14 protein-coding genes are annotated in these 18,259 nt (G+C 61.4%); 1 reads left to right on the top strand and 13 read right to left on the bottom strand.

Annotation, left to right across the window (positions count from 1 at the left end; genetic code table 11):
• Window positions 1-37: 37 nt before the first annotated feature.
• Window positions 38-1,129, bottom strand: a complete 1,092-nt coding sequence (locus tag HMPREF1546_RS01050; RefSeq protein ID WP_021750734.1) for a CdaR family transcriptional regulator — start codon at window positions 1,127-1,129, stop codon at window positions 38-40.
• A 159-nt stretch (window positions 1,130-1,288) separates the two neighbouring features.
• The gene (locus HMPREF1546_RS01045) at window positions 1,289-2,011 is read right to left on the bottom strand and encodes a pseudouridine synthase (RefSeq protein ID WP_021750735.1); all 723 of its coding nucleotides are present in this window, start codon (window positions 2,009-2,011) and stop codon (window positions 1,289-1,291) included.
• Window positions 2,012-2,131: 120 nt separating this feature from the next.
• Between HMPREF1546_RS01045 and HMPREF1546_RS01040 the strand changes: the two genes are divergently transcribed.
• On the top strand, window positions 2,132-2,602 hold the full coding sequence (locus HMPREF1546_RS01040; RefSeq protein WP_021750736.1) for a DUF4830 domain-containing protein: 471 nt from the start codon (window positions 2,132-2,134) through the stop codon (window positions 2,600-2,602).
• Between the two features lie 71 nt (window positions 2,603-2,673).
• On the opposite strand, the gene tuf is transcribed toward HMPREF1546_RS01040, so the two are convergent.
• From tuf to rlmD, 11 genes are all read right to left on the bottom strand, one after another.
• Window positions 2,674-3,879, bottom strand: coding sequence for an elongation factor Tu (gene tuf, locus HMPREF1546_RS01035; protein WP_021750737.1), 1,206 nt, complete (start codon window positions 3,877-3,879; stop codon window positions 2,674-2,676).
• 105 nt (window positions 3,880-3,984) lie between these two features.
• Complete coding sequence (gene fusA, locus HMPREF1546_RS01030; protein WP_036631090.1) at window positions 3,985-6,090, bottom strand: elongation factor G; 2,106 nt, start codon at window positions 6,088-6,090, stop codon at window positions 3,985-3,987.
• 15 nt (window positions 6,091-6,105) lie between these two features.
• Window positions 6,106-6,576: a 30S ribosomal protein S7 gene (rpsG, locus tag HMPREF1546_RS01025; RefSeq protein ID WP_036631091.1), complete on the bottom strand. Its 471-nt coding sequence runs from the start codon at window positions 6,574-6,576 to the stop codon at window positions 6,106-6,108.
• A 153-nt stretch (window positions 6,577-6,729) separates the two neighbouring features.
• Window positions 6,730-7,146, bottom strand: coding sequence for a 30S ribosomal protein S12 (rpsL, locus tag HMPREF1546_RS01020; RefSeq protein ID WP_021750740.1), 417 nt, complete (start codon window positions 7,144-7,146; stop codon window positions 6,730-6,732).
• 103 nt (window positions 7,147-7,249) lie between these two features.
• Window positions 7,250-7,495 carry a ribosomal L7Ae/L30e/S12e/Gadd45 family protein gene (locus tag HMPREF1546_RS01015; protein ID WP_021750741.1) on the bottom strand — a complete coding sequence of 82 codons (246 nt, stop codon included), beginning with the start codon at window positions 7,493-7,495 and terminating at the stop codon, window positions 7,250-7,252.
• Window positions 7,496-7,931: 436 nt separating this feature from the next.
• Window positions 7,932-11,717 carry a DNA-directed RNA polymerase subunit beta' gene (gene rpoC, locus HMPREF1546_RS01010; protein WP_021750742.1) on the bottom strand — a complete coding sequence of 1,262 codons (3,786 nt, stop codon included), beginning with the start codon at window positions 11,715-11,717 and terminating at the stop codon, window positions 7,932-7,934.
• Between the two features lie 61 nt (window positions 11,718-11,778).
• Complete coding sequence (gene rpoB, locus HMPREF1546_RS01005; RefSeq protein WP_021750743.1) at window positions 11,779-15,480, bottom strand: DNA-directed RNA polymerase subunit beta; 3,702 nt, start codon at window positions 15,478-15,480, stop codon at window positions 11,779-11,781.
• Window positions 15,481-15,813: 333 nt separating this feature from the next.
• Window positions 15,814-15,999 (bottom strand): hypothetical protein, encoded by a 186-nt coding sequence (locus tag HMPREF1546_RS01000; protein WP_021750746.1) that lies wholly within the window; start codon window positions 15,997-15,999, stop codon window positions 15,814-15,816.
• Between the two features lie 178 nt (window positions 16,000-16,177).
• Entirely contained in the window at window positions 16,178-16,528 is a 351-nt protein-coding gene (locus HMPREF1546_RS19435; RefSeq protein ID WP_301546169.1) for a hypothetical protein, read from the bottom strand.
• Entirely contained in the window at window positions 16,453-16,761 is a 309-nt protein-coding gene (locus HMPREF1546_RS19430; protein WP_301546168.1) for an HNH endonuclease, read from the bottom strand. The genes HMPREF1546_RS19435 and HMPREF1546_RS19430 overlap by 76 nt, the downstream gene beginning before the upstream one ends.
• A complete protein-coding gene (gene rlmD, locus HMPREF1546_RS00990; RefSeq protein ID WP_021750748.1) occupies window positions 16,727-18,130 on the bottom strand; it encodes a 23S rRNA (uracil(1939)-C(5))-methyltransferase RlmD in 1,404 nt (467 codons plus the stop codon). The genes HMPREF1546_RS19430 and rlmD overlap by 35 nt, the downstream gene beginning before the upstream one ends.
• Window positions 18,131-18,259 lie beyond the last annotated feature (129 nt).

The raw sequence follows: 18,259 nt of genomic DNA, 5'->3' as shown, positions 1-18,259 counted from the left end.
GAATTCCGGCCGGGGCGCTTGTGTGATCCATCCAGGCTCAGGAGTCGATGCCCCGGGAGGTCAGATATTTCTTGACCATCAGAGCCACCTTGAAGGTAATGGCGTCGTCGAACTCCCGCAGGTCCAGGCCCGTCAGCTTCTTGATCTTCTCCAGCCGGTACACCAGAGTGTTCCGGTGGACGAACAGCTTCCGGGCGGTCTCGGACACGTTCAGGTTGTTCTCAAAGAACTTGTGGATGGTGAAGAGCGTCTCCTTGTCCAGTGCGTCGATGGGGTTCTTTTTGAACACCTCCTGGAGGAACATCTCGCACAGGGTGGTGGGCAGCTGATAGATCAACCGGCCGATGCCCAAATTCTCATAGTTGATGACGTACTTCTCCGTGTCAAAGACCTTGCCCACCTCAATGGCGATCTGTGCCTCCTTATAGCTCTTGGCCAAGTCCCGCAGGTGGGTGGCCACGGTGCCGATGCCCACCACCACCGTGGGCTCCCCGCCGGCACGGAGGGCCTCCTCAATAGAGGAGGCGATCTTGTTCAGCTCCTTGATGCCAGAGCCCTCCGGCATCTGGCGGATGAGGACCACGTCGCCCTCGCCGATGCTGAGGACGAAATCGTTTTGCCGGTCCGGGAACAGGGACTGGATCACGTCCGTGGGGACAGACTCCCCCTTCTTCAGGGTGCGGACCACGAATACGCCCCGGGGCACGTCCGCCGTGACCCGCAGCTCCTTGGCCCGCACATAGATATCCCCCAGCATGATGTTATCGGAGATGATGTCCTTGATGAAGGACCCCCGGTCATGTTTCTCCTCGTAGTAGGATTTGGCTGCATTCAGCGCCACCGTGGCCATGGCGCAGACGGTCTTGCTGATCTCGTTGTCGCCAAAGGCGAAGGCTGCATAGTCAAACTGGGTTCCCCAGCCGTTCAGGGCCTTGAATGTCTTTCCCTCCGACGTGACGATGGCGCCGCCGGCAGCATTGATGGCAGGCACATGCTCCGCCCACCGCTGGCCGATCATCGCCAGTTCGCTGCAGGCGATGACGATGCCCTCACCGTCAATGACGCCAACCGTCCGGTCCGTATTTTCCTTCAGCTGCAGCACCACATTTTGAAAAATTCTTCCAGACATGGTCGTCCTCCTCCTCTAAAATCACACGTGGGGGCGTTGTGCAAATTGTCAATGGATATATTATATCGTTGAATTTGTCAAAATGCAAGATATATTTTCTTTTTTCAACAAAAAAACGGCTTCTTTTTTGGGCAAGATTTGAATTATCTGATGTGGCTGTTAGAAATTTCGCAGGCTCTCTACCTCATCCTCCGTCAAATATCGGTATGTGCCCGGTTCCAGGGCCGGATCTAGTGGCAAATTGCCCATGCGGACCCGCTTCAGATAGAGGACCGGCTTTCCCCGAGCCGCCAGCATCCGCTTCACCTGATGGAACTTCCCCTCTCGCAGGGTGACCAGCCCCTCGCTGCCCTCCGGCCCGGCGGAGAGGATCTCCAGCCCCGCCGGCAGGCATTCCAGGCCGCCTCCTAGGGTCATTCCTGCCGCAAACGCCCTGCAGTCCTCCTCCGTCAGACAGCCGGCAGTGCGGGCATAGTAGACCTTGTCCACATGATGCTTGGGAGAGAGGATGTCGTGGGCCAGTCCTCCTTCGTTGGTCAGCAGCAGCAATCCCTCCGTATCCTTGTCCAGCCGCCCCACTGGAAACAGTCCCCGCCGCCGGAGCTCCGGCGGCAGCAAGTCCAGCACCGTGGCCCCCCGGCCGTCCTCCGTGGCGGAGAGGACCCCCGCAGGCTTATGAAGCATGATCCAGGTGTAGCGGCGGCAGTGCAGCACGGTCCCGTCCACCATAATCTCCACTGCTTCCGGCACCACCTTGTCCTCCGGAGACCGGGCAGGCACACCGTCCACCAGCACCCGGCCCTGGCGGACCAGGAGCCTCACTTCCCGCCGGGAGTATGTCCCCTCCCCGGCGATGATCTTGTCCAGACGCGCTTTCTCCATGCCGGCCTCCTCCTTGCTGACCTCTGCCTCTTTTTACCGCTTCTCTTCCGACGGCTTGTTCTGCTTCATCTTATCATAAATCCGGAAAAAAATGAATAGGAAGATGCAGGAGGGATCGATATGCTGATTTGGACCGCGCGGGTTTCCAAGAAGACAAAGGCCGTTGTGGCTGTGATCCTGGCCGGCATCCTGGCGGCCGCCGTCCTGCTGCTGGTGGGCCGCTCCGGTGGCGGTCAGGACGCGGCAGCTTGGCAGCTGACCGGCAATGCCGACCGCATCGCCTATCTGGAGTCCATGGGCTGGCAGGTGGAGGAGGAACCGGTGGAGACGCTGCAGTTTCTGCTGCCGGAGAAACTGGAGGAGCCCTACCTCACCTACAACGAGCTGCAGGATTCCCAGGGCTTCGACCTTTCTGCGTGCTGCGGCAAGCAAGTGGCCCGGTACACTTACACCGTCACCAACTATCCCGGACGGCCGGAGGGTGTCCAGGCCAACCTCTACGTCTGCGAGGGGCAGCCGGTGGCCGGGGATATCCTCTGCGCCGGGGCAGACGGATTCCAGGACACACTGGTCTATCCGGAGCAGGACTGAGCCCGTTCGGAATGGCCTGCGGGCAAAAAAGAACTGCCGCATTGCGGCAGTTCTTTTTCTTGGCTGAAAAATCAGGCCTCGGTGATCTCGGTAACAGCGCCGGAACCCACAGTGCGGCCACCCTCACGGATAGCGAAACGCAGGCCCTTCTCAATGGCGATGGGGGTAATCAGCTCCACGCTCATCTCGACGTTATCGCCGGGCATGCACATCTCAGTGCCCTCGGGCAGGGTGATGACACCGGTCACGTCGGTGGTGCGGAAGTAGAACTGAGGACGATAGTTGTTGAAGAAGGGGGTGTGACGGCCGCCCTCGTCCTTGGTCAGGACGTAAACCTGGCCCTTGAACTTGGTGTGGGGATGAATGGAACCGGGCTTCGCCAGAACCTGGCCGCGCTCGATGCCGTTGCGGTCCACGCCACGCAGCAGGGCGCCGATGTTGTCGCCGGCCTCAGCGTAGTCCAGCAGCTTGTGGAACATCTCGATGCCGGTGACGACGGTCTTCTTCTTCTCGTCGGTCAGGCCAACAATCTCGACTTCCTCGCTCAGCTTCAGGACACCACGCTCCACACGGCCGGTAGCCACGGTGCCGCGGCCGGAGATGGTGAACACGTCCTCGACGGGCATCAGGAAAGGCATATCCTCCTTGCGGTCGGGGGTGGGGATATAGTCGTCAACAGCATCCATCAGCTCCTTGATGCAGGCATACTCGGGAGCGGCGGGATCGCTGGACTCGGAAATCAGAGCGTTCAGAGCGGAACCCTTGATGATGGGGATGTCGTCGCCGGGGAACTCATACTTGGAGAGCAGCTCACGGACCTCCATCTCCACCAGCTCCAGCAGCTCGGGGTCGTCGACCTGATCGCACTTGTTCAGGAACACGACGATGGCGGGCACGCCCACCTGACGGGCCAGCAGGATGTGCTCACGAGTCTGAGCCATGGGGCCGTCGGAAGCGGCGATAACCAGGATAGCACCGTCCATCTGGGCAGCGCCGGTAATCATGTTCTTGATATAGTCGGCGTGGCCCGGGCAGTCCACGTGGGCATAGTGACGCTTCTCGGTCTCATACTCCACGTGAGCGGTGTTGATGGTAATGCCGCGCTCCTTCTCCTCGGGGGCCTTGTCGATGGAGTCATAAGCCTCGAACTGAGCCTTGCCCTGCAGAGACAGCCACTTGGTAATGGCGGCGGTCAGCGTGGTCTTGCCATGGTCGACGTGACCAATGGTGCCGATGTTAACATGGGGCTTGGTTCTTTCAAATTTCTGCTTAGCCATTTGAAAATCCTCCTGTCAATTTTCAAAATCTGTTGGGTGCAATGCGGTTTTTCTCAGCATTGCTTATTTTACCGTATAATGGAGGGAAAATCAATCCCTTTTTCCTTACGCCTGGGGCTTATTGCGGGTCTCCACGATCTTATCCCGGATATTCTTCGGGATCTCCACGTAGTGGCTGGGCTCCATGGTGTACTGGCCGCGGCCCTGGGTGCGGGACCGCAGGTCGGTGGCATAGCCGAACATCTCGGCCAAGGGCACGTAGGCGTCGATCTGCTGGGCGCCGGGACGGGCCTCCAGCTGGATGATCTGGCCGCGGCGGCTGTTCAGGTCGCCGATGACATCGCCCATATACTCATCGGGCACGATGACACTGACCTTCATGATGGGCTCCAGCAGCGTGGGATCGGCCTTGCGGCAAGCCTCCTTAAAGGCCATGGAGCCGGCGATCTTGAACGCCATTTCAGAGGAGTCCACCTCATGATAGGAGCCGTCGTACAGGGTGACCTTCACATCCACCACGGGGAAGCCGGCCACCACGCCGGCGTTCATGGCGCCCTGGATACCGGCGTCGACAGCCGGGATATACTCCTTGGGAACGGCGCCGCCCACGATGGCGTTGACAAACTCGTAACCCTTGCCGGACTCGTTGGGCTCCACGTGGATCTTGACATGGCCGTACTGGCCCTTGCCGCCGGACTGACGGGCATACTTGGTGTCCTGGTCCACGGCCTTCTTGATGGTCTCCTTGTAGGCGACCTGAGGTGCGCCCACGTTGGCCTCCACCTTGAACTCGCGCAGCAGGCGGTCCACGATGATCTCCAGGTGCAGCTCGCCCATGCCGGCGATGATGGTCTGGCCGGTCTCCTCATCCGTGTAGGTCTTGAAGGTGGGATCCTCCTCGGCCAGCTTGATGAGGCCCATGGTCATCTTCTCCTGGCCGGCCTTGGTCTTGGGCTCGATGGCCACGCGGATGACGGGCTCGGGGAACTCCATGGACTCCAGGATGATGGGTGCCTTTTCATCGCACAGGGTGTCGCCGGTGGTGGTGTTCTTCAGACCCACGGCAGCCTCGATATCGCCGGAGAAGACCTCCTCGATATCCTCCCGGTGGTTGGCGTGCATCTGCAGGATCCGGCCGATACGCTCCTTGACGTTCTTGGTGCTGTTCAGCACGGAGGAACCGGTGGTCAGATGGCCGGAATAGACGCGGAAGAAGCTCAGGCGGCCCACATAGGGGTCGGTCATGATCTTGAACGCCAGGGCGGAGAAGGGGGCGTTGTCGTCCGCAGGACGCTCGTCCTCCTCATCAGTCTTGGGGTTCACGCCCTTGATGGGCGGAATGTCCAGGGGAGAGGGCATATAGTCCACGATGGCATCCAGCAGCTTCTGCACGCCCTTGTTGCGGTAAGACGTGCCGCAGGTGACGGGCACCATCTCATTGGCGATCGTGGCCTTGCGGATGGCCGCACGGATCTTGGCCGTGGGAACTTCCTCGCCAGCCAGATATGCCTCCATGATAGACTCGTCCACCATGGACACGGCGTCCATCAGCTTCTCCCGGTACTCGTTTGCCAGGTCCACCATGTCCGCGGGGATGGGCTCCACGCGCATATCCTTGCCCAGATCGTCATAGTAGATGTCCGCGTCCATCTCGATCAGGTCGATGATGCCTTTAAAGGTATCCTCGCTGCCGATGGGGAGCTGGATGGGCACGGCGTTGCACTTCAGGCGCTCCTCAATCATGCGGAGCACGTTGTAGAAGTCGGCGCCCATGATGTCCATCTTGTTGACATAGATCATCCGGGGGACCTTGTAGTTATCGGCCTGGCGCCACACAGTCTCAGACTGGGGCTCCACGCCGCCCTTGGCGCACAGCACGGTGACAGAGCCGTCCAGCACGCGCAGGGAGCGCTCCACCTCCACGGTGAAGTCCACGTGGCCCGGAGTGTCGATGATGTTAATCCGGGTGGGCTTGAACTGGTTCTTGGAACCGGACCAGTAGCAGGTGGTGGCGGCGGACGTGATGGTGATGCCGCGCTCCTGCTCCTGGGCCATCCAGTCCATGGTGGCGGTGCCATCATGGGTCTCACCGATCTTATAGTTCACGCCGGTGTAGAACAGGATACGCTCGGTAGTCGTCGTCTTGCCTGCATCGATGTGAGCCATAATGCCGATATTACGGGTATTTTCAAGAGGTGTTTTTCTCGGCATACTGTTTCTCCTAACTTACCAGCGGAAATGGGCGAACGCCTTGTTGGCCTCGGCTGCCTTGTGGACTTCCTCGCGCTTCTTCACGGCGCTGCCGGTGTTGTTGGCGGCGTCCATGAGTTCGCCGGCCAGGCGCTCAGCCATGGTGCGCTCGCTGCGGGAACGGGCGTAGGCCGTCAGCCAGCGCAGACCCAGGGTCGTGCGGCGGGCGGGACGGACCTCCATGGGGACCTGATAGGTGGCGCCGCCCACACGGCGGGCCTTGACTTCCAGGCTGGGCATGATATTCTCCATGGCCTGGTTGAACACTTCGATGGGGTCTTTCTCGGTCTTCTCCTTGATCTGGTCGAAGGCACCGTAGACCACCTTCTGGGCCACGCCCTTCTTGCCATCCAGCATGACACTATTGATCAGCCGGGTGACCAGGACGGAGCCGTAAACGGGATCCGGCAGGATCTCTCTCTTGGGAACATTACCTCTTCTGGGCACTATGCTTCCCTCCTTCATAATAATTCTATGATCTCATAGGTACTCAAAAGGCGTATTGCAGCCTTCCGTGGATGCCTGCCAAAGAGGTCGTCCCGGCGGCCCGGAGGCCGCCATCTATATAAACCTATTCGGCAAAGCTCTCAGTTCGCAGACTTACTTCTGCTTGGGCCGCTTGGCACCGTATTTGGAACGAGCCTGCATACGGCCGGAGACGCCCTGGGTATCCAGCGTACCGCGGATGATGTGGTAACGGACACCGGGGAGATCCTTGACACGGCCACCGCGGATCATCACGACGGAGTGCTCCTGCAGGGAGTGGCCCACGCCGGGAATGTAAGCGGTGACTTCGTAGCCGTTGGTCAGACGCACACGGGCGATCTTACGCAGGGCGGAGTTGGGCTTCTTGGGGGTCGCGGTTCTCACGGCGGTGCACACGCCTCTCTTCTGGGGAGAAGGCAGATCGGTGGTCTTGTTCTTCAGGGTGTTCAGACCAAACTGCAGAGCGGGAGAAGTGGACTTGTAGGTAGCCTGTTCTCTTCCTTTACGGACCAGCTGGTTAAAAGTAGGCATTCGGTGTATTTCTCCTTTCTTTCATAATTTCGCTGCCGTGTAACCACGACAGCCCTTATTTTTTACGGAACGCGGTGAAGCTATTCCGAAAAAAACCATTTCTTTATGCGGAGAGGACGGCCACCACGGACGCGCCCACGCTGATCCGGCACGCCTGGCCCAGCTGGGACAGTGTGTAGTCCGTCTTTACGGGGATGCCGGCCTCCGCACAGCTGGCGGCCACCGGCTCGGTGATGGCGGGATCGGCGTCACAGGCGAGATAGACCCGCTTGGCCCGGCCTTCCCGGATCGCCTTGCGGGACTGCTTCACGCCGATGACCTTCTCCTGGGAAGCAAGCTCCGAGATCACGGGAAATTCCTCCTGAAACGCATGGCAAAATCCGCAGAATCCTAATATCCGCGCATTTTTGGATTATACCATGGGGAAACATATCCGTCAAGACATTTTTCGGTAAAAATTTTCCATGATCCGCAGACTTTTGGACGTTTTCCCCATCTCCCGGGCGTGCCGGATACCTGGAGACATCTTAGGAGAACTTCTCCCTGTTTCCGGGCCGTTTCTGGCCGCCGTCCGGATACGGCGCAGTGCGCCTGGGAACAAGGGAGCTTTGATATTTTAAATAAAGGGGGGCGTTGGTCATCCGCTTCTCAGCAGAACCGTTTCAGCCCCGGGCTGCGGGGCGTCTCCTTCACCCCGCCTCTCGATGCCCGGCATCTGAAAAGAGAGCCTGACCGCAAGCGGTCAGGCTCTCTCCCGGTCTTGTGTCTGCGGGATGTCCGGCGAATCACAGCTCTGCGGGAATGGGCTCCGGGGCGGCCTCAACAGGCGCCGGGCCGGGAACCAACTCCTCAGCAAAGGTGTGGTAGGCCGTCAGGCCCGTGCCGGCAGGGATCAGCTTGCCGATGATGACATTCTCCTTCAGGCCCACCAGATGGTCGGCCTTGCCCTTGATGGCGGCCTCCGTCAGGACCTTGGTGGTCTCCTGGAAGGAGGCGGCGGACAGGAAGGAGTCCGTGGCGAGAGATGCCTTCGTGATGCCCATCAGCAGCTGGGTGCCTACGGCGTGGCGCAGAGGCTCGCCGTTCTCCTGCCGCTCACCGGCGGCGTTGCGGCGGTCGATCTCCTCGTTGGCGTCGTCCAGCTCCAGGACGTCCACCATAGAGCCGTCCAGCAGCTTGGTGTCGCCGGCGTCCTCCAGACGGACCTTGCGCATCATCTGGCGGACGATGATCTCGATATGCTTATCGTTGATATCCACGCCCTGCTGGCGGTACACCCGCAGGACCTCCTGGATCAGGTAGTTGTACACGGCGTCAGCGCCGCGAATGCGCAGCACCTCGTGGGGATTCAACGCACCGTAGGTCAGCTGGTGGCCGGCCTCGATCACGTCGCCATCCTTCACCAGCAGGCCGGTGTGAGGCACCGCGTAGGTGCGGGTGTCCCCGTCAGGTGCGGTGATGACGATGTTCACCAGGCTGCCCTTGCTGGTCTCTTCGAACTTGACCGTGCCGCCGATCTCTGCCAGAGTAGCCATCCGCTTGGGCTTACGGGCCTCAAACAGTTCTTCGACACGGGGAAGACCCTGGGTGATGTCGCCGCCGGCCAGACCGCCGGTGTGGAAGGTACGCATGGTCAGCTGGGTGCCGGGTTCGCCGATGGACTGGGCGGCAATGATGCCGACCGCCTCGCCCGGACCCACAGGCTGCTGGGTGGCCAGGTTCATGCCGTAGCACTTGGCGCACACGCCGCTGTGGGCCTTGCAGGTCAGCACGGTGCGGATCATGACGGTGGGGTGCTCGTCAACCGCCGGGTCGAAGGTGCAGCGGTCGCCGTCGCGGTAGTTGGCCTGGACCCACTTGTGGGTCTCCAGGATCTTGGCGTCGTTCTCGTCCATCATCTTGGTGCTGGACAGCAGCACCTCGCCGGTATCGGCGTCCACCACATCGCCCACCAGGAAACGGCCCCGGAGCCGGTCGGAGAACTTCTCGATCACCTGGCCGTTCTCGCTGATCTCGGAGACCTTGATGCCGTGGGTCACGTGGCAGTCCTCCTCCCGGATGATGACATCCTGGGAGACGTCCACCATGCGGCGGGTCAGGTAACCGGAGTCTGCGGTACGCAGAGCCGTGTCGGCCAGGCCCTTCCGGGCGCCTCTGGAGGAAATGAAGTACTCCAGGGCGGTCAGGCCCTCGCGGTAGTTCGCCTTGATGGGGATCTCGATGGTGCGGCCGGCGGTGTTGGCGATCAGGCCACGCATACCAGCCAGCTGGCGGATCTGCTTCATAGAACCGCGGGCGCCGGAGTCCGCCATCATGAAAATGGGGTTATAGCGGTCCAGGTTCTTCTGCAGGGCGTCAGAGACATCGTTGGTGGTCTTCTCCCACACCTGCACCACCTGCTTGTAGCGCTCGTGCTCGGTCATGAAGCCCATCTTATACTGGTTCTCAATGTCCAGCACCTTCTGCTCGGAGGCCGCCACCAGCTCGTACTTCTTGGGGGGCACGGTCATATCCGCGATGGAGACCGTGATGGCCGCCAGGGTGGAGTGCTTGTAGCCGGTGGCCTTGATGGCGTCCAGCACCTCAGCGGCCACGGTGAAGCCGTGCTTGTTGATGGTGCGGTCTACGATCTGGCCCAGCTGCTTCTTGCCGCAGGTGAAGGTCACCTCATAGTCGCAGACGTGGGCGGGATCGGTCCGGTCCACAAAGCCCAGGTCCTGAGGGATGTTCTGGTTGAAGATGATACGGCCGGGGGTGGACTCTACCACAGCGGTGTGGCTGACGCCGTCCACGGTCATGGTGCGGCGCACGCCGATGGGGCAGTGGGGCCCAATCACATGGTCGTTGTAGGCCATGAGGGCCTCTTCCTCGCTGGCGTAGAAGTGGAGAGGGCGGTAGGCGGCCTTCTTCTGCCCCTTCTCCAGGGCGTCGTTGGCGGCCACAAAGTCATCTGCGTCCACGATGGAGTGAGCGGTGAGGTTGGTGTCGCCGGCGTCCTCGCACCAGATGGTCTCGGCGCCCTTCTCCGCCTTGCCCATGCGGTCCATGGTCAGGTAGTAGGAGCCCAGCACCATGTCCTGGGTAGGCACGGTGACGGGGCCGCCGTCCTGGGGACGCAGCAGGTTGTTGGCGGAGAGCATCAGGATGCGGGCCTCCGCCTGGGCCTCGGCCGACAGGGGCACGTGAATGGCCATCTGGTCGCCGTCGAAGTCCGCGTTGAAGGCGGTGCAGTTCAGGGGGTGCAGCTTCAAGGCCCGGCCATCCACCAGCACCGGCTCGAAGGCCTGGATGCCCAGGCGGTGCAGCGTCGGAGCGCGGTTCAGCATGACGGGGTGGTCCTTGATGATGACATCCAGAGCGTCCCACACCTCGGTGACACCCTTGTCCACCATCTTCTTGGCGGACTTGATGTTGTTGGCGGTGCCGTCCTCCACCAGCTTCTTCATAATGAAAGGACGGAACAGCTCCACGGCCATCTCCTTGGGCACGCCGCACTGATAGATCTTCAGCTCGGGGCCGACCACGATGACGGAACGGCCGGAGTAGTCCACGCGCTTGCCCAGCAGGTTCTGGCGGAACCGCCCTTGCTTGCCCTTCAACAGATCGCTGAGGGACTTCAGCGCCCGGTTGTTGGCACCGGTGACGGCGCGGCCCCGGCGGCCGTTGTCGATCAGGGCGTCCACAGCCTCCTGGAGCATCCGCTTCTCATTGCGGACGATGATATCCGGGGCGTTCAGCTGGATCAGCCGCTTCAGGCGGTTGTTCCGGTTGATGACCCGGCGGTACAGGTCGTTCAGGTCGGACGTGGCGAACCGGCCGCCGTCCAGCTGCACCATGGGGCGCAGCTCCGGCGGGATAACAGGCAGCACGTCGATGACCATCCACTCCGGCTTGTTGCCGGACAGACGGAAGGCGTCCACCACCTCCAGCCGCTTGACGATCCGGGCCTTCTTCTGGCCGGAGGCATCCTTCAGCTCTGCGTGGAGCTGGGCGGAGAGGGCCTCCAGGTCCACGTCCTGGAGCAGCTTCTTCACGGCTTCGGCGCCCATGCCGGCCTGGAAGTCGTCCTCATACTTCTCACGGTAATCCCGGTACTCCTTCTCGGAGAGGATCTGATTCTTGGTCAGCGGAGTCTCACCGGGGTCGGTGACGATATAGTTGGCGAAATACAGCACCTTTTCCAGGATCCGGGGGCTGATGTCCAGCAGCAGACCCATCCGGGAGGGGATGCCCTTGAAATACCAGATGTGGGAGACGGGGGTGGCCAGCTCGATGTGGCCCATGCGCTCCCGGCGGACCTTGGCCCGGGTGACTTCGACGCCGCAGCGGTCGCAGATCTTGCCCTTGTAGCGGATCTTCTTGTACTTGCCGCAGTGGCACTCCCAGTCCTTGGTGGGTCCGAAGATGCGCTCACAGAACAGGCCGTCCCGCTCCGGCTTCAGGGTGCGGTAGTTGATGGTCTCCGGCTTTTTCACCTCGCCATAGGACCAGGCGCGGATCTGCTCCGGAGAGGCCATGCCGATCTTAATCGCGTCAAAGGCAATGTTGTTGCCAGTGTTGTTGTCGATCATCTTGCGATTTCCTCCTTACATGATCCAGAATTGTTGAGTTGACGAACAATACGATCCTGGATCATTCGTCGTCGAAGTCCACGTCGATGTCCGCGCCGGCATCCTCCGGGGCGTCCTCGATGTCAAAGCCGGAATCCTGGAACTCCGCCTCTTCGGAGAAGGCGCGGTGCCGGTCGTCGTCGGCGTCCATCCGGGCCAGGTTGAAGGTGTCCATAGCGTCCTCGTCTTCCTTCAGTTCGATGACGTTGCCGTCCTTGTCCAGCACCTGAATGTCCAGGCACAGGGACTGCAGCTCCTTCACCAGCACCTTGAAGGACTCCGGCACACCGGGCTGGGGCACGTTGTGGCCCTTGACAATGGCCTCGTAGGTCCGGACGCGGCCGGTGACGTCGTCAGACTTCACCGTCAGGATCTCCTGCAGGGTATAGGCTGCGCCATAGGCCTCCAGGGCCCAGACTTCCATTTCGCCGAAGCGCTGGCCGCCGAACTGGGCCTTGCCGCCCAGCGGCTGCTGAGTGACCAGGGAGTACGGGCCGGTGGAGCGGGCGTGGATCTTGTCGTCCACCAGATGGTGCAGCTTCAGGAAGTACACGTAGCCCACGGTGACCTTGTTGTCGAAGGGCTCGCCGGTGCGGCCATCGTACAGCACGCTCTTGCCCTCAGGATCCAGGCCCGCCTGCTGCAGCAGCTCCTGAATGTCGCTGTAAGACGCGCCGTCGAAGATGGGGGTGGCTACCTTCCAGCCCAGCTTCTGGGCGGCGTAGCCCAGATGGACCTCCAGCACCTGGCCGATGTTCATACGGCTGGGCACGCCCAGGGGATTCAGCACGATGTCCAGCGGCGTGCCGTCGGGCAGGAAGGGCATATCCTCCTGCGGCAGGACCCGGGACACGACGCCCTTGTTGCCGTGGCGGCCTGCCATCTTGTCGCCCACCTGGATCTTCCGGCGCTGGGCGATATACACCCGCACTACCATGTTCACGCCGGGCCCCAGCTCGTCGCCGTTCTCCCGGGTGAAGACCTTGGCGTCCACGATGATGCCGCTCTCGCCGTGGGGGACCTTCAAAGAGGTATCCCGGACCTCCCGGGCCTTCTCACCGAAGATGGCCCGCAGCAGCCGCTCCTCGGCGGTGAGGTCGGTCTCGCCCTTGGGCGTGACCTTGCCCACCAGGATGTCGCCGGAACGGACCTCCGCGCCGATGCGGATGATGCCGTTCTCGTCCAGATCCTTCAGGGCGTCCTCGCCCACATTGGGGATGTCTCTTGTGATCTCCTCCGGGCCCAGCTTGGTGTCCCGGGCGTCGATCTCGTACTCTTCGATGTGGATGGAGGTATACAGGTCCTCCCGCACCAGACGCTCGTTCAGCAGCACGGCGTCCTCGTAGTTGTAGCCCTCCCAGGTCATGAAGCCAACCAGGATGTTCTGGCCCAGGGCGATCTCGCCCTGCTCAGTGGCGGGGCCGTCCGCCAGGACGGTGGGATCCACGGTCTGGCCGTTCTCGTCGGTGCCCCAGCCGTGAACCCGCTCGCCCACCTCCACGATGGGCCGCTGGTTGATGCAGGTGCCGTGGTTGGACCGGAGGAACTTGGTCAGCTTGTAGTCCTTGACCTCGCCGCTGTCGTACTTGACGGTGATGTGGCGGGCGTCCACAGAGGTCACCACGCCGTCGCCCTCCGCCAGGACAGCGATCTCAGAGTCGATGCAGATCTTGTGCTCCATGCCGGTGCCCACAATGGGCGCGTGGGGACGCAGCAGAGGCACGGCCTGACGCTGCATGTTGGCGCCCATCAGGGCGCGGTTGGCGTCGTCGTTGGGCAGGAAGGGGATCATGGCCGTCGCGATGGAGACCATCATCCGGGGGGACACATCGATGTAGTCCACCCGCTCCTTGTCCACCTCAACGATCTCGTCCCGGTGCCGGGCCGTGATACGGGCGTTGATGAGGCAGCCGTTCTCGTCCAGAGGCTCAGCAGCCTGGCCGACGATGTAGTTGTCCTCCTCGTCGGCGGTCATATAGACAATCTCGTCGGAGACGTGGAAGGTCTCCTTGTCCACCGCCCGGTAGGGCGCCTCAATAAAGCCGTACTCATTGATCCGGGCATAGGTGGCGAGATAAGAGATCAGGCCGATGTTGGGACCTTCAGGGGTCTCGATGGGGCACATGCGGCCGTAATGGCTGTAATGGACGTCGCGGACCTCCATGCTGGCACGCTCGCGGGAGAGGCCGCCGGGGCCCAGGGCGGAAAGACGCCGCTTGTGGGTCAGCTCCGCCAGGGGGTTGGTCTGATCCATGAACTGGCTCAGGGGGCTGGAGCCGAAGAACTCCTTGATGGCGGCAGTGACGGGGCGGATGTTGATGAGGCTCTGGGGGGTGACCACATCCAGGTCCTGGATGGTCATGCGCTCCCGGATTACCCGCTCCATCCGGGAAAAGCCGATGCGGAACTGGTTCTGCAGCAGCTCGCCCACGCAGCGCAGGCGGCGGTTGCCCAGGTGGTCGATGTCATCCTTCACGGAGATGCCCCGGGCCAGGCCGTTCATATAGTTGATGGAGGTGAGGATATCATCAATGATGATATGCTTGGGCACCAGATCGGCCCGGTGCAGGCGGATCTGGTCCTTCAGCTCCTCGCCGCTGTACTGGCCCAGCAGCTCCTGCAGCACGTCGAAGCGCACCCGCTCCTTGATACCGCACTCGGCCAGGGGATCGAAGTCCACATAATGGCTCAGGTCGCACATCTTATTGGACATGACCCGCAGGGGCGCTCCCTCCACGTCGATGGTGACCTCTCCCACGCCGACCGTATCCAGCAGGCGGGCATCGTCCTTGGTCAGCAGATGGCCCTCATCAAACAGGAGCTCACCGGTGGCAGGATCTGCCACGGGATAGACCAGCTTGTAGCCGGGGATGCGCTGCCACAGGGACAGCTTCTTGTTGAACTTGTACCGGCCCACGGTGGACAGGTCGTAGCGCCGGGGGTCGAAGAACAGGTTGTGGATCAGGGTCTCGCTGGCCTCCACCGTGGGGGGCTCGCCGGGACGCAGGCGCCGGTAGATCTCCAGCATGGCGTCCTCGTAGTTCTTGCAAGGGTCCTTCTCCAGGGTGGTGACGATGCGGGGATCGTCGCCGAACTGGTCCAGGATTTCCTGGTCCGTCTTCAGGCCCAGGGCCCGGATCAGGCAGGTGATGGGGAGCTTGCGGTTCTTGTCGATGCGGACCCAGAAGACCTCGTTGGCGTCGGTCTCATACTCCAGCCAGGCGCCCCGGTTGGGGATGACAGTGGAGGTGAGGATGGGCAGGTCGGTCTTGATGTCCGTCTCCTTGCCGTAGTACACACCGGGGGACCGGACGATCTGGGAAACCACGACGCGCTCGGCGCCGTTGATAACAAAGGTGCCGGAGTGGGTCATCAGCGGGAAGTCGCCCATGAAGATCTCCTGCTCCTTGATCTCCTCGGTCTCCTTGTTCCGCAGGCGGACCTTCACCTTCAGCGGCGCGGCGTAGGTGGCATCCCGGGCCTTGCACTCCTCCACGTCGTACTTGGGCGCCTCATCCATCTTGTAGTCGATGAAGGTCAGCTCCAGGTTGCCCTGATAGTCCGTGATCGCGCCCACGTCGTTGAACACCTCCCGGAGGCCGGTGTCCAAAAACTCCTGGTAAGACTTCTTCTGGATCTCCAGAAGGTTGGGCATGGGCATGACTTCCTCGTGCCTGGCGAAGTTCTTACGAAGGGTCTTTCCGTAGTACTTGTCTTTGGCCATCTTCTCATTCACCTTTCTTCTGTGCGCCCCGCCCTGTCCTGCCGGGCGCGTGGTTTTTCGGGTGGCGCGGCCAGGAATGATACGCACGGTATCGTTGTTAAAATTCCTGCATCCCGCTCTTGCATTGTTCTGGGAAATATGCTATCGTTATCTCAACGATAAAAAATGGCGGAATATCCTCTGCCATCATATAAGCGTCTTATTTTACCATGGTTTTTTTCCTCTGTCAAGGGGAATTTCGTTGCGGTTGGGGATTTCTTCCAGCCGTTTTTTGTTGCCCTGTGGCAGAAAAGGGCCCCATCCATCTGGATGGGGCCCTTTTTATGCTCTGGATTACTCGTAGAGCTCTTCGTCGGCGTAGTCGTCGTACTCGGAGCCGAATTTCCGGGCCAGCCGCTTCTTCATACCGCTGTATCCCACGCTGAGGTCATGCCAGCCGCCGATCAGCAGGCAGATAACCGCTGCGAATGCCAGGCTGGCGCCGATGATCTTCAAGACCATGCTTGCAGTTTTGTTCATAACGTTCCTCCTGTTTCGGTACTCTGGCCGCCTTTCTTTGTCCTATCATACACCCTCTGCCGGAATTTGACAACTGTTTTCTGTACAGGCCGCAAAAATCCAAGCAGCCGGATGCCGCGGCAGTGCGGCATCTCTATCATGCCGGGATTCGGCCGTTTTATTGGGTCGGGGAATTCCTTTATTTTCCCTGCCAGAATCCATTCCGGTTGATATAGGCGGTCACATTCCGTTCAGTTTCCAGGCTGTGAGCCGCGTCGTATGCCTTCAGCGCCATTCGGATGATCCCCGCCAGTGTGGCAATGTTCAGATGGGGATCGCCGAAATGGTAGGACGCCTTCTGCCGCTGCTCGTCCAAAACCGCCTTGAATGCCGGGTCCTCCGGGGAAATTCCCCGCGTCCGGAGTTCCTCTGCATAGGATCTCCCGTATATCTTTTTGTATTCTTCGATCCCGTTTACCCACCAGAAGGTGTCATAAAAAGGCACGCCGTATGCCCGCAGCCAGTCCCACATGACCTCCGGATCCGCCACATTAGGGTTTCCAAATGGCATCGCTTACACAAGATGACAAAATTGGACGGCGTGTCCTCGCCGCCCAGAGAAGCAGGGACGATGTGGCAGCGTTCCAGACTGCGCTGGCAGCCGCAGCGCCAGCACCGCTCATGGGCCTCCGCGAAATCGACGCTCAATCCGCATTCACCCGTGTGCTTTGCCCAATAGTCCACAATTTCAGGGATGGTCGTCCGAATCCGTTCTCTCGCCATGGTCTATGCGCCTCCCATCCATATCATACCTCTCCAGCAGCACCACGCTCTCAACATGCCGTGTGGCGGGAAACATGTCCACTGCACAGGCCCGGACGGCCCGGTAACCCAGCTCTCCGAACCGCTTCACGTCCCGGCCCAGCGTGGCGGGGTCGCAGGAGACATACACCACCCGCTCCGGCCCCATGGCCGCGATGGAGCCGATCACCTCCGGCGCCAGCCCTTTCCGGGGCGGGTCCACGGTGATGACGTCCGGCCGCAGGCCCTCCGCCTCCAGCCGTGCGGCTGTCTCAGCCGCGTCGCCGCAGAAGAATTCCGCGTTTTCAATGTGGTTCCGGGCGGCGTTCTCTTTGGCGTCCCGGATGGCCGCCGGCACGATCTCCGCGCCGATGACCCGTCCGGCCCGCTTCGCCAGGCACAGCGTAATGGTGCCGATGCCGCAGTACAGGTCCAGCACCGTCTCCCGCCCCGTCAGGCCGGCATAATCCAGGGCCTTGCCGTACAACGCTTCCGCCTGATCCCGGTTCACCTGGTAAAAGGAGGGCACCGACAGCTTGAACTCCAGGCCGCAGAGGGTGTCCATCAGATAGTCCCGCCCCCAGAGGGTGCGGTACTTCTCCCCCAGAATCACGTTGCCCCGCTTCGTGTTGCTGTTCACCAGCACTCCCGCGGTGTGGGGCACGGCGGCGCAGACATAGGCGGCCAGCTCCGGCTCCCGGGGGGCCTGCCTGCCGTTGATTACCACACAGCAAAGGCTCTCGCCCTTCCGGTTCACCCGGACGTACACGTGGCGCACCAGTCCCTTTCCGGTGGCCTCGTCGTAGGCGGGGACCTTGTAGCGCCGCATCCACTCCCCCACCGCCGCGGCGGTTTTGTCCGCCGCCTCGGGCTGGATCAAGCACCGCTTCACCGGCACCACCTGATGGGACCGGGCCCGGTAGAAGCCGATGGCGCCGTCCGCGCCCACGGGGTACTGGCTCTTGTTGCGGTAGTGGAGGGGGTTCTTCGCCCCCAGGATCTCCTCCACCCGGATGTCTGCGCCCCCCAGGCGGGTCAGGGCGTCCTGGACCCGCTGGCGCTTGGCCCACAGCTCCTCGGGGTACGTCAGGTGCTGGAAGTCGCACCCGCCGCACCGGCCGTAATCGGGGCACTCGGGCTGGGCCCGGTCGGGAGAGGGCTTGTGGATCTTCACGATCTCCCCTGCGGCGGCGGTCTTCATCACCTTGGTGATTTTCAGGTCGATGCTCTCCCCCCGGACGGCCTGGGGGACGAACACCACGGCGCCGTCCAGGCGGACGATGCCCAAACCCTCGCTGGAGTAGGATTCCACCGTGCCGGTGTAGATGCGGTTTTCATGAAGTCGATCCATAGATACCTCCGGGGGGTGCGTCCCATTGGACGCTGGAATTTCAGCCATGCTGATGGCTGGGCAGATGCACCCCCCATTTTCTTTTCGGTCTTGCCGAAAAGAAAACGGGCCGTGCACGGTCCAAAAGAA

The organism is Oscillibacter sp. KLE 1745 (assembly GCF_000469445.2).
Taxonomy (GTDB): domain Bacteria; phylum Bacillota; class Clostridia; order Oscillospirales; family Oscillospiraceae; genus Oscillibacter; species Oscillibacter welbionis.
Note: the sequence above shows the minus strand (reverse complement) of the source record. Positions and strands in the feature narration are given on the sequence as shown.

What these genes read in the sequence shown, in the direction of transcription:
- HMPREF1546_RS01050 (WP_021750734.1), bottom strand. Translation starts at nt 1,129, where the DNA reads ATGTCTGGAAGAATTTTTCAAAATGTGGTGCTGCAGCTGAAGGAAAAT.
- HMPREF1546_RS01045 (WP_021750735.1), bottom strand. Translation starts at nt 2,011, where the DNA reads ATGGAGAAAGCGCGTCTGGACAAGATCATCGCCGGGGAGGGGACATAC.
- HMPREF1546_RS01040 (WP_021750736.1), top strand. Translation starts at nt 2,132, where the DNA reads ATGCTGATTTGGACCGCGCGGGTTTCCAAGAAGACAAAGGCCGTTGTG.
- tuf (WP_021750737.1), bottom strand. Translation starts at nt 3,879, where the DNA reads ATGGCTAAGCAGAAATTTGAAAGAACCAAGCCCCATGTTAACATCGGC.
- fusA (WP_036631090.1), bottom strand. Translation starts at nt 6,090, where the DNA reads ATGCCGAGAAAAACACCTCTTGAAAATACCCGTAATATCGGCATTATG.
- rpsL (WP_021750740.1), bottom strand. Translation starts at nt 7,146, where the DNA reads ATGCCTACTTTTAACCAGCTGGTCCGTAAAGGAAGAGAACAGGCTACC.
- rpoC (WP_021750742.1), bottom strand. Translation starts at nt 11,717, where the DNA reads ATGATCGACAACAACACTGGCAACAACATTGCCTTTGACGCGATTAAG.
- rpoB (WP_021750743.1), bottom strand. Translation starts at nt 15,480, where the DNA reads ATGGCCAAAGACAAGTACTACGGAAAGACCCTTCGTAAGAACTTCGCC.
- HMPREF1546_RS01000 (WP_021750746.1), bottom strand. Translation starts at nt 15,999, where the DNA reads ATGAACAAAACTGCAAGCATGGTCTTGAAGATCATCGGCGCCAGCCTG.
- HMPREF1546_RS19430 (WP_301546168.1), bottom strand. Translation starts at nt 16,761, where the DNA reads ATGGCGAGAGAACGGATTCGGACGACCATCCCTGAAATTGTGGACTAT.
- rlmD (WP_021750748.1), bottom strand. Translation starts at nt 18,130, where the DNA reads ATGGATCGACTTCATGAAAACCGCATCTACACCGGCACGGTGGAATCC.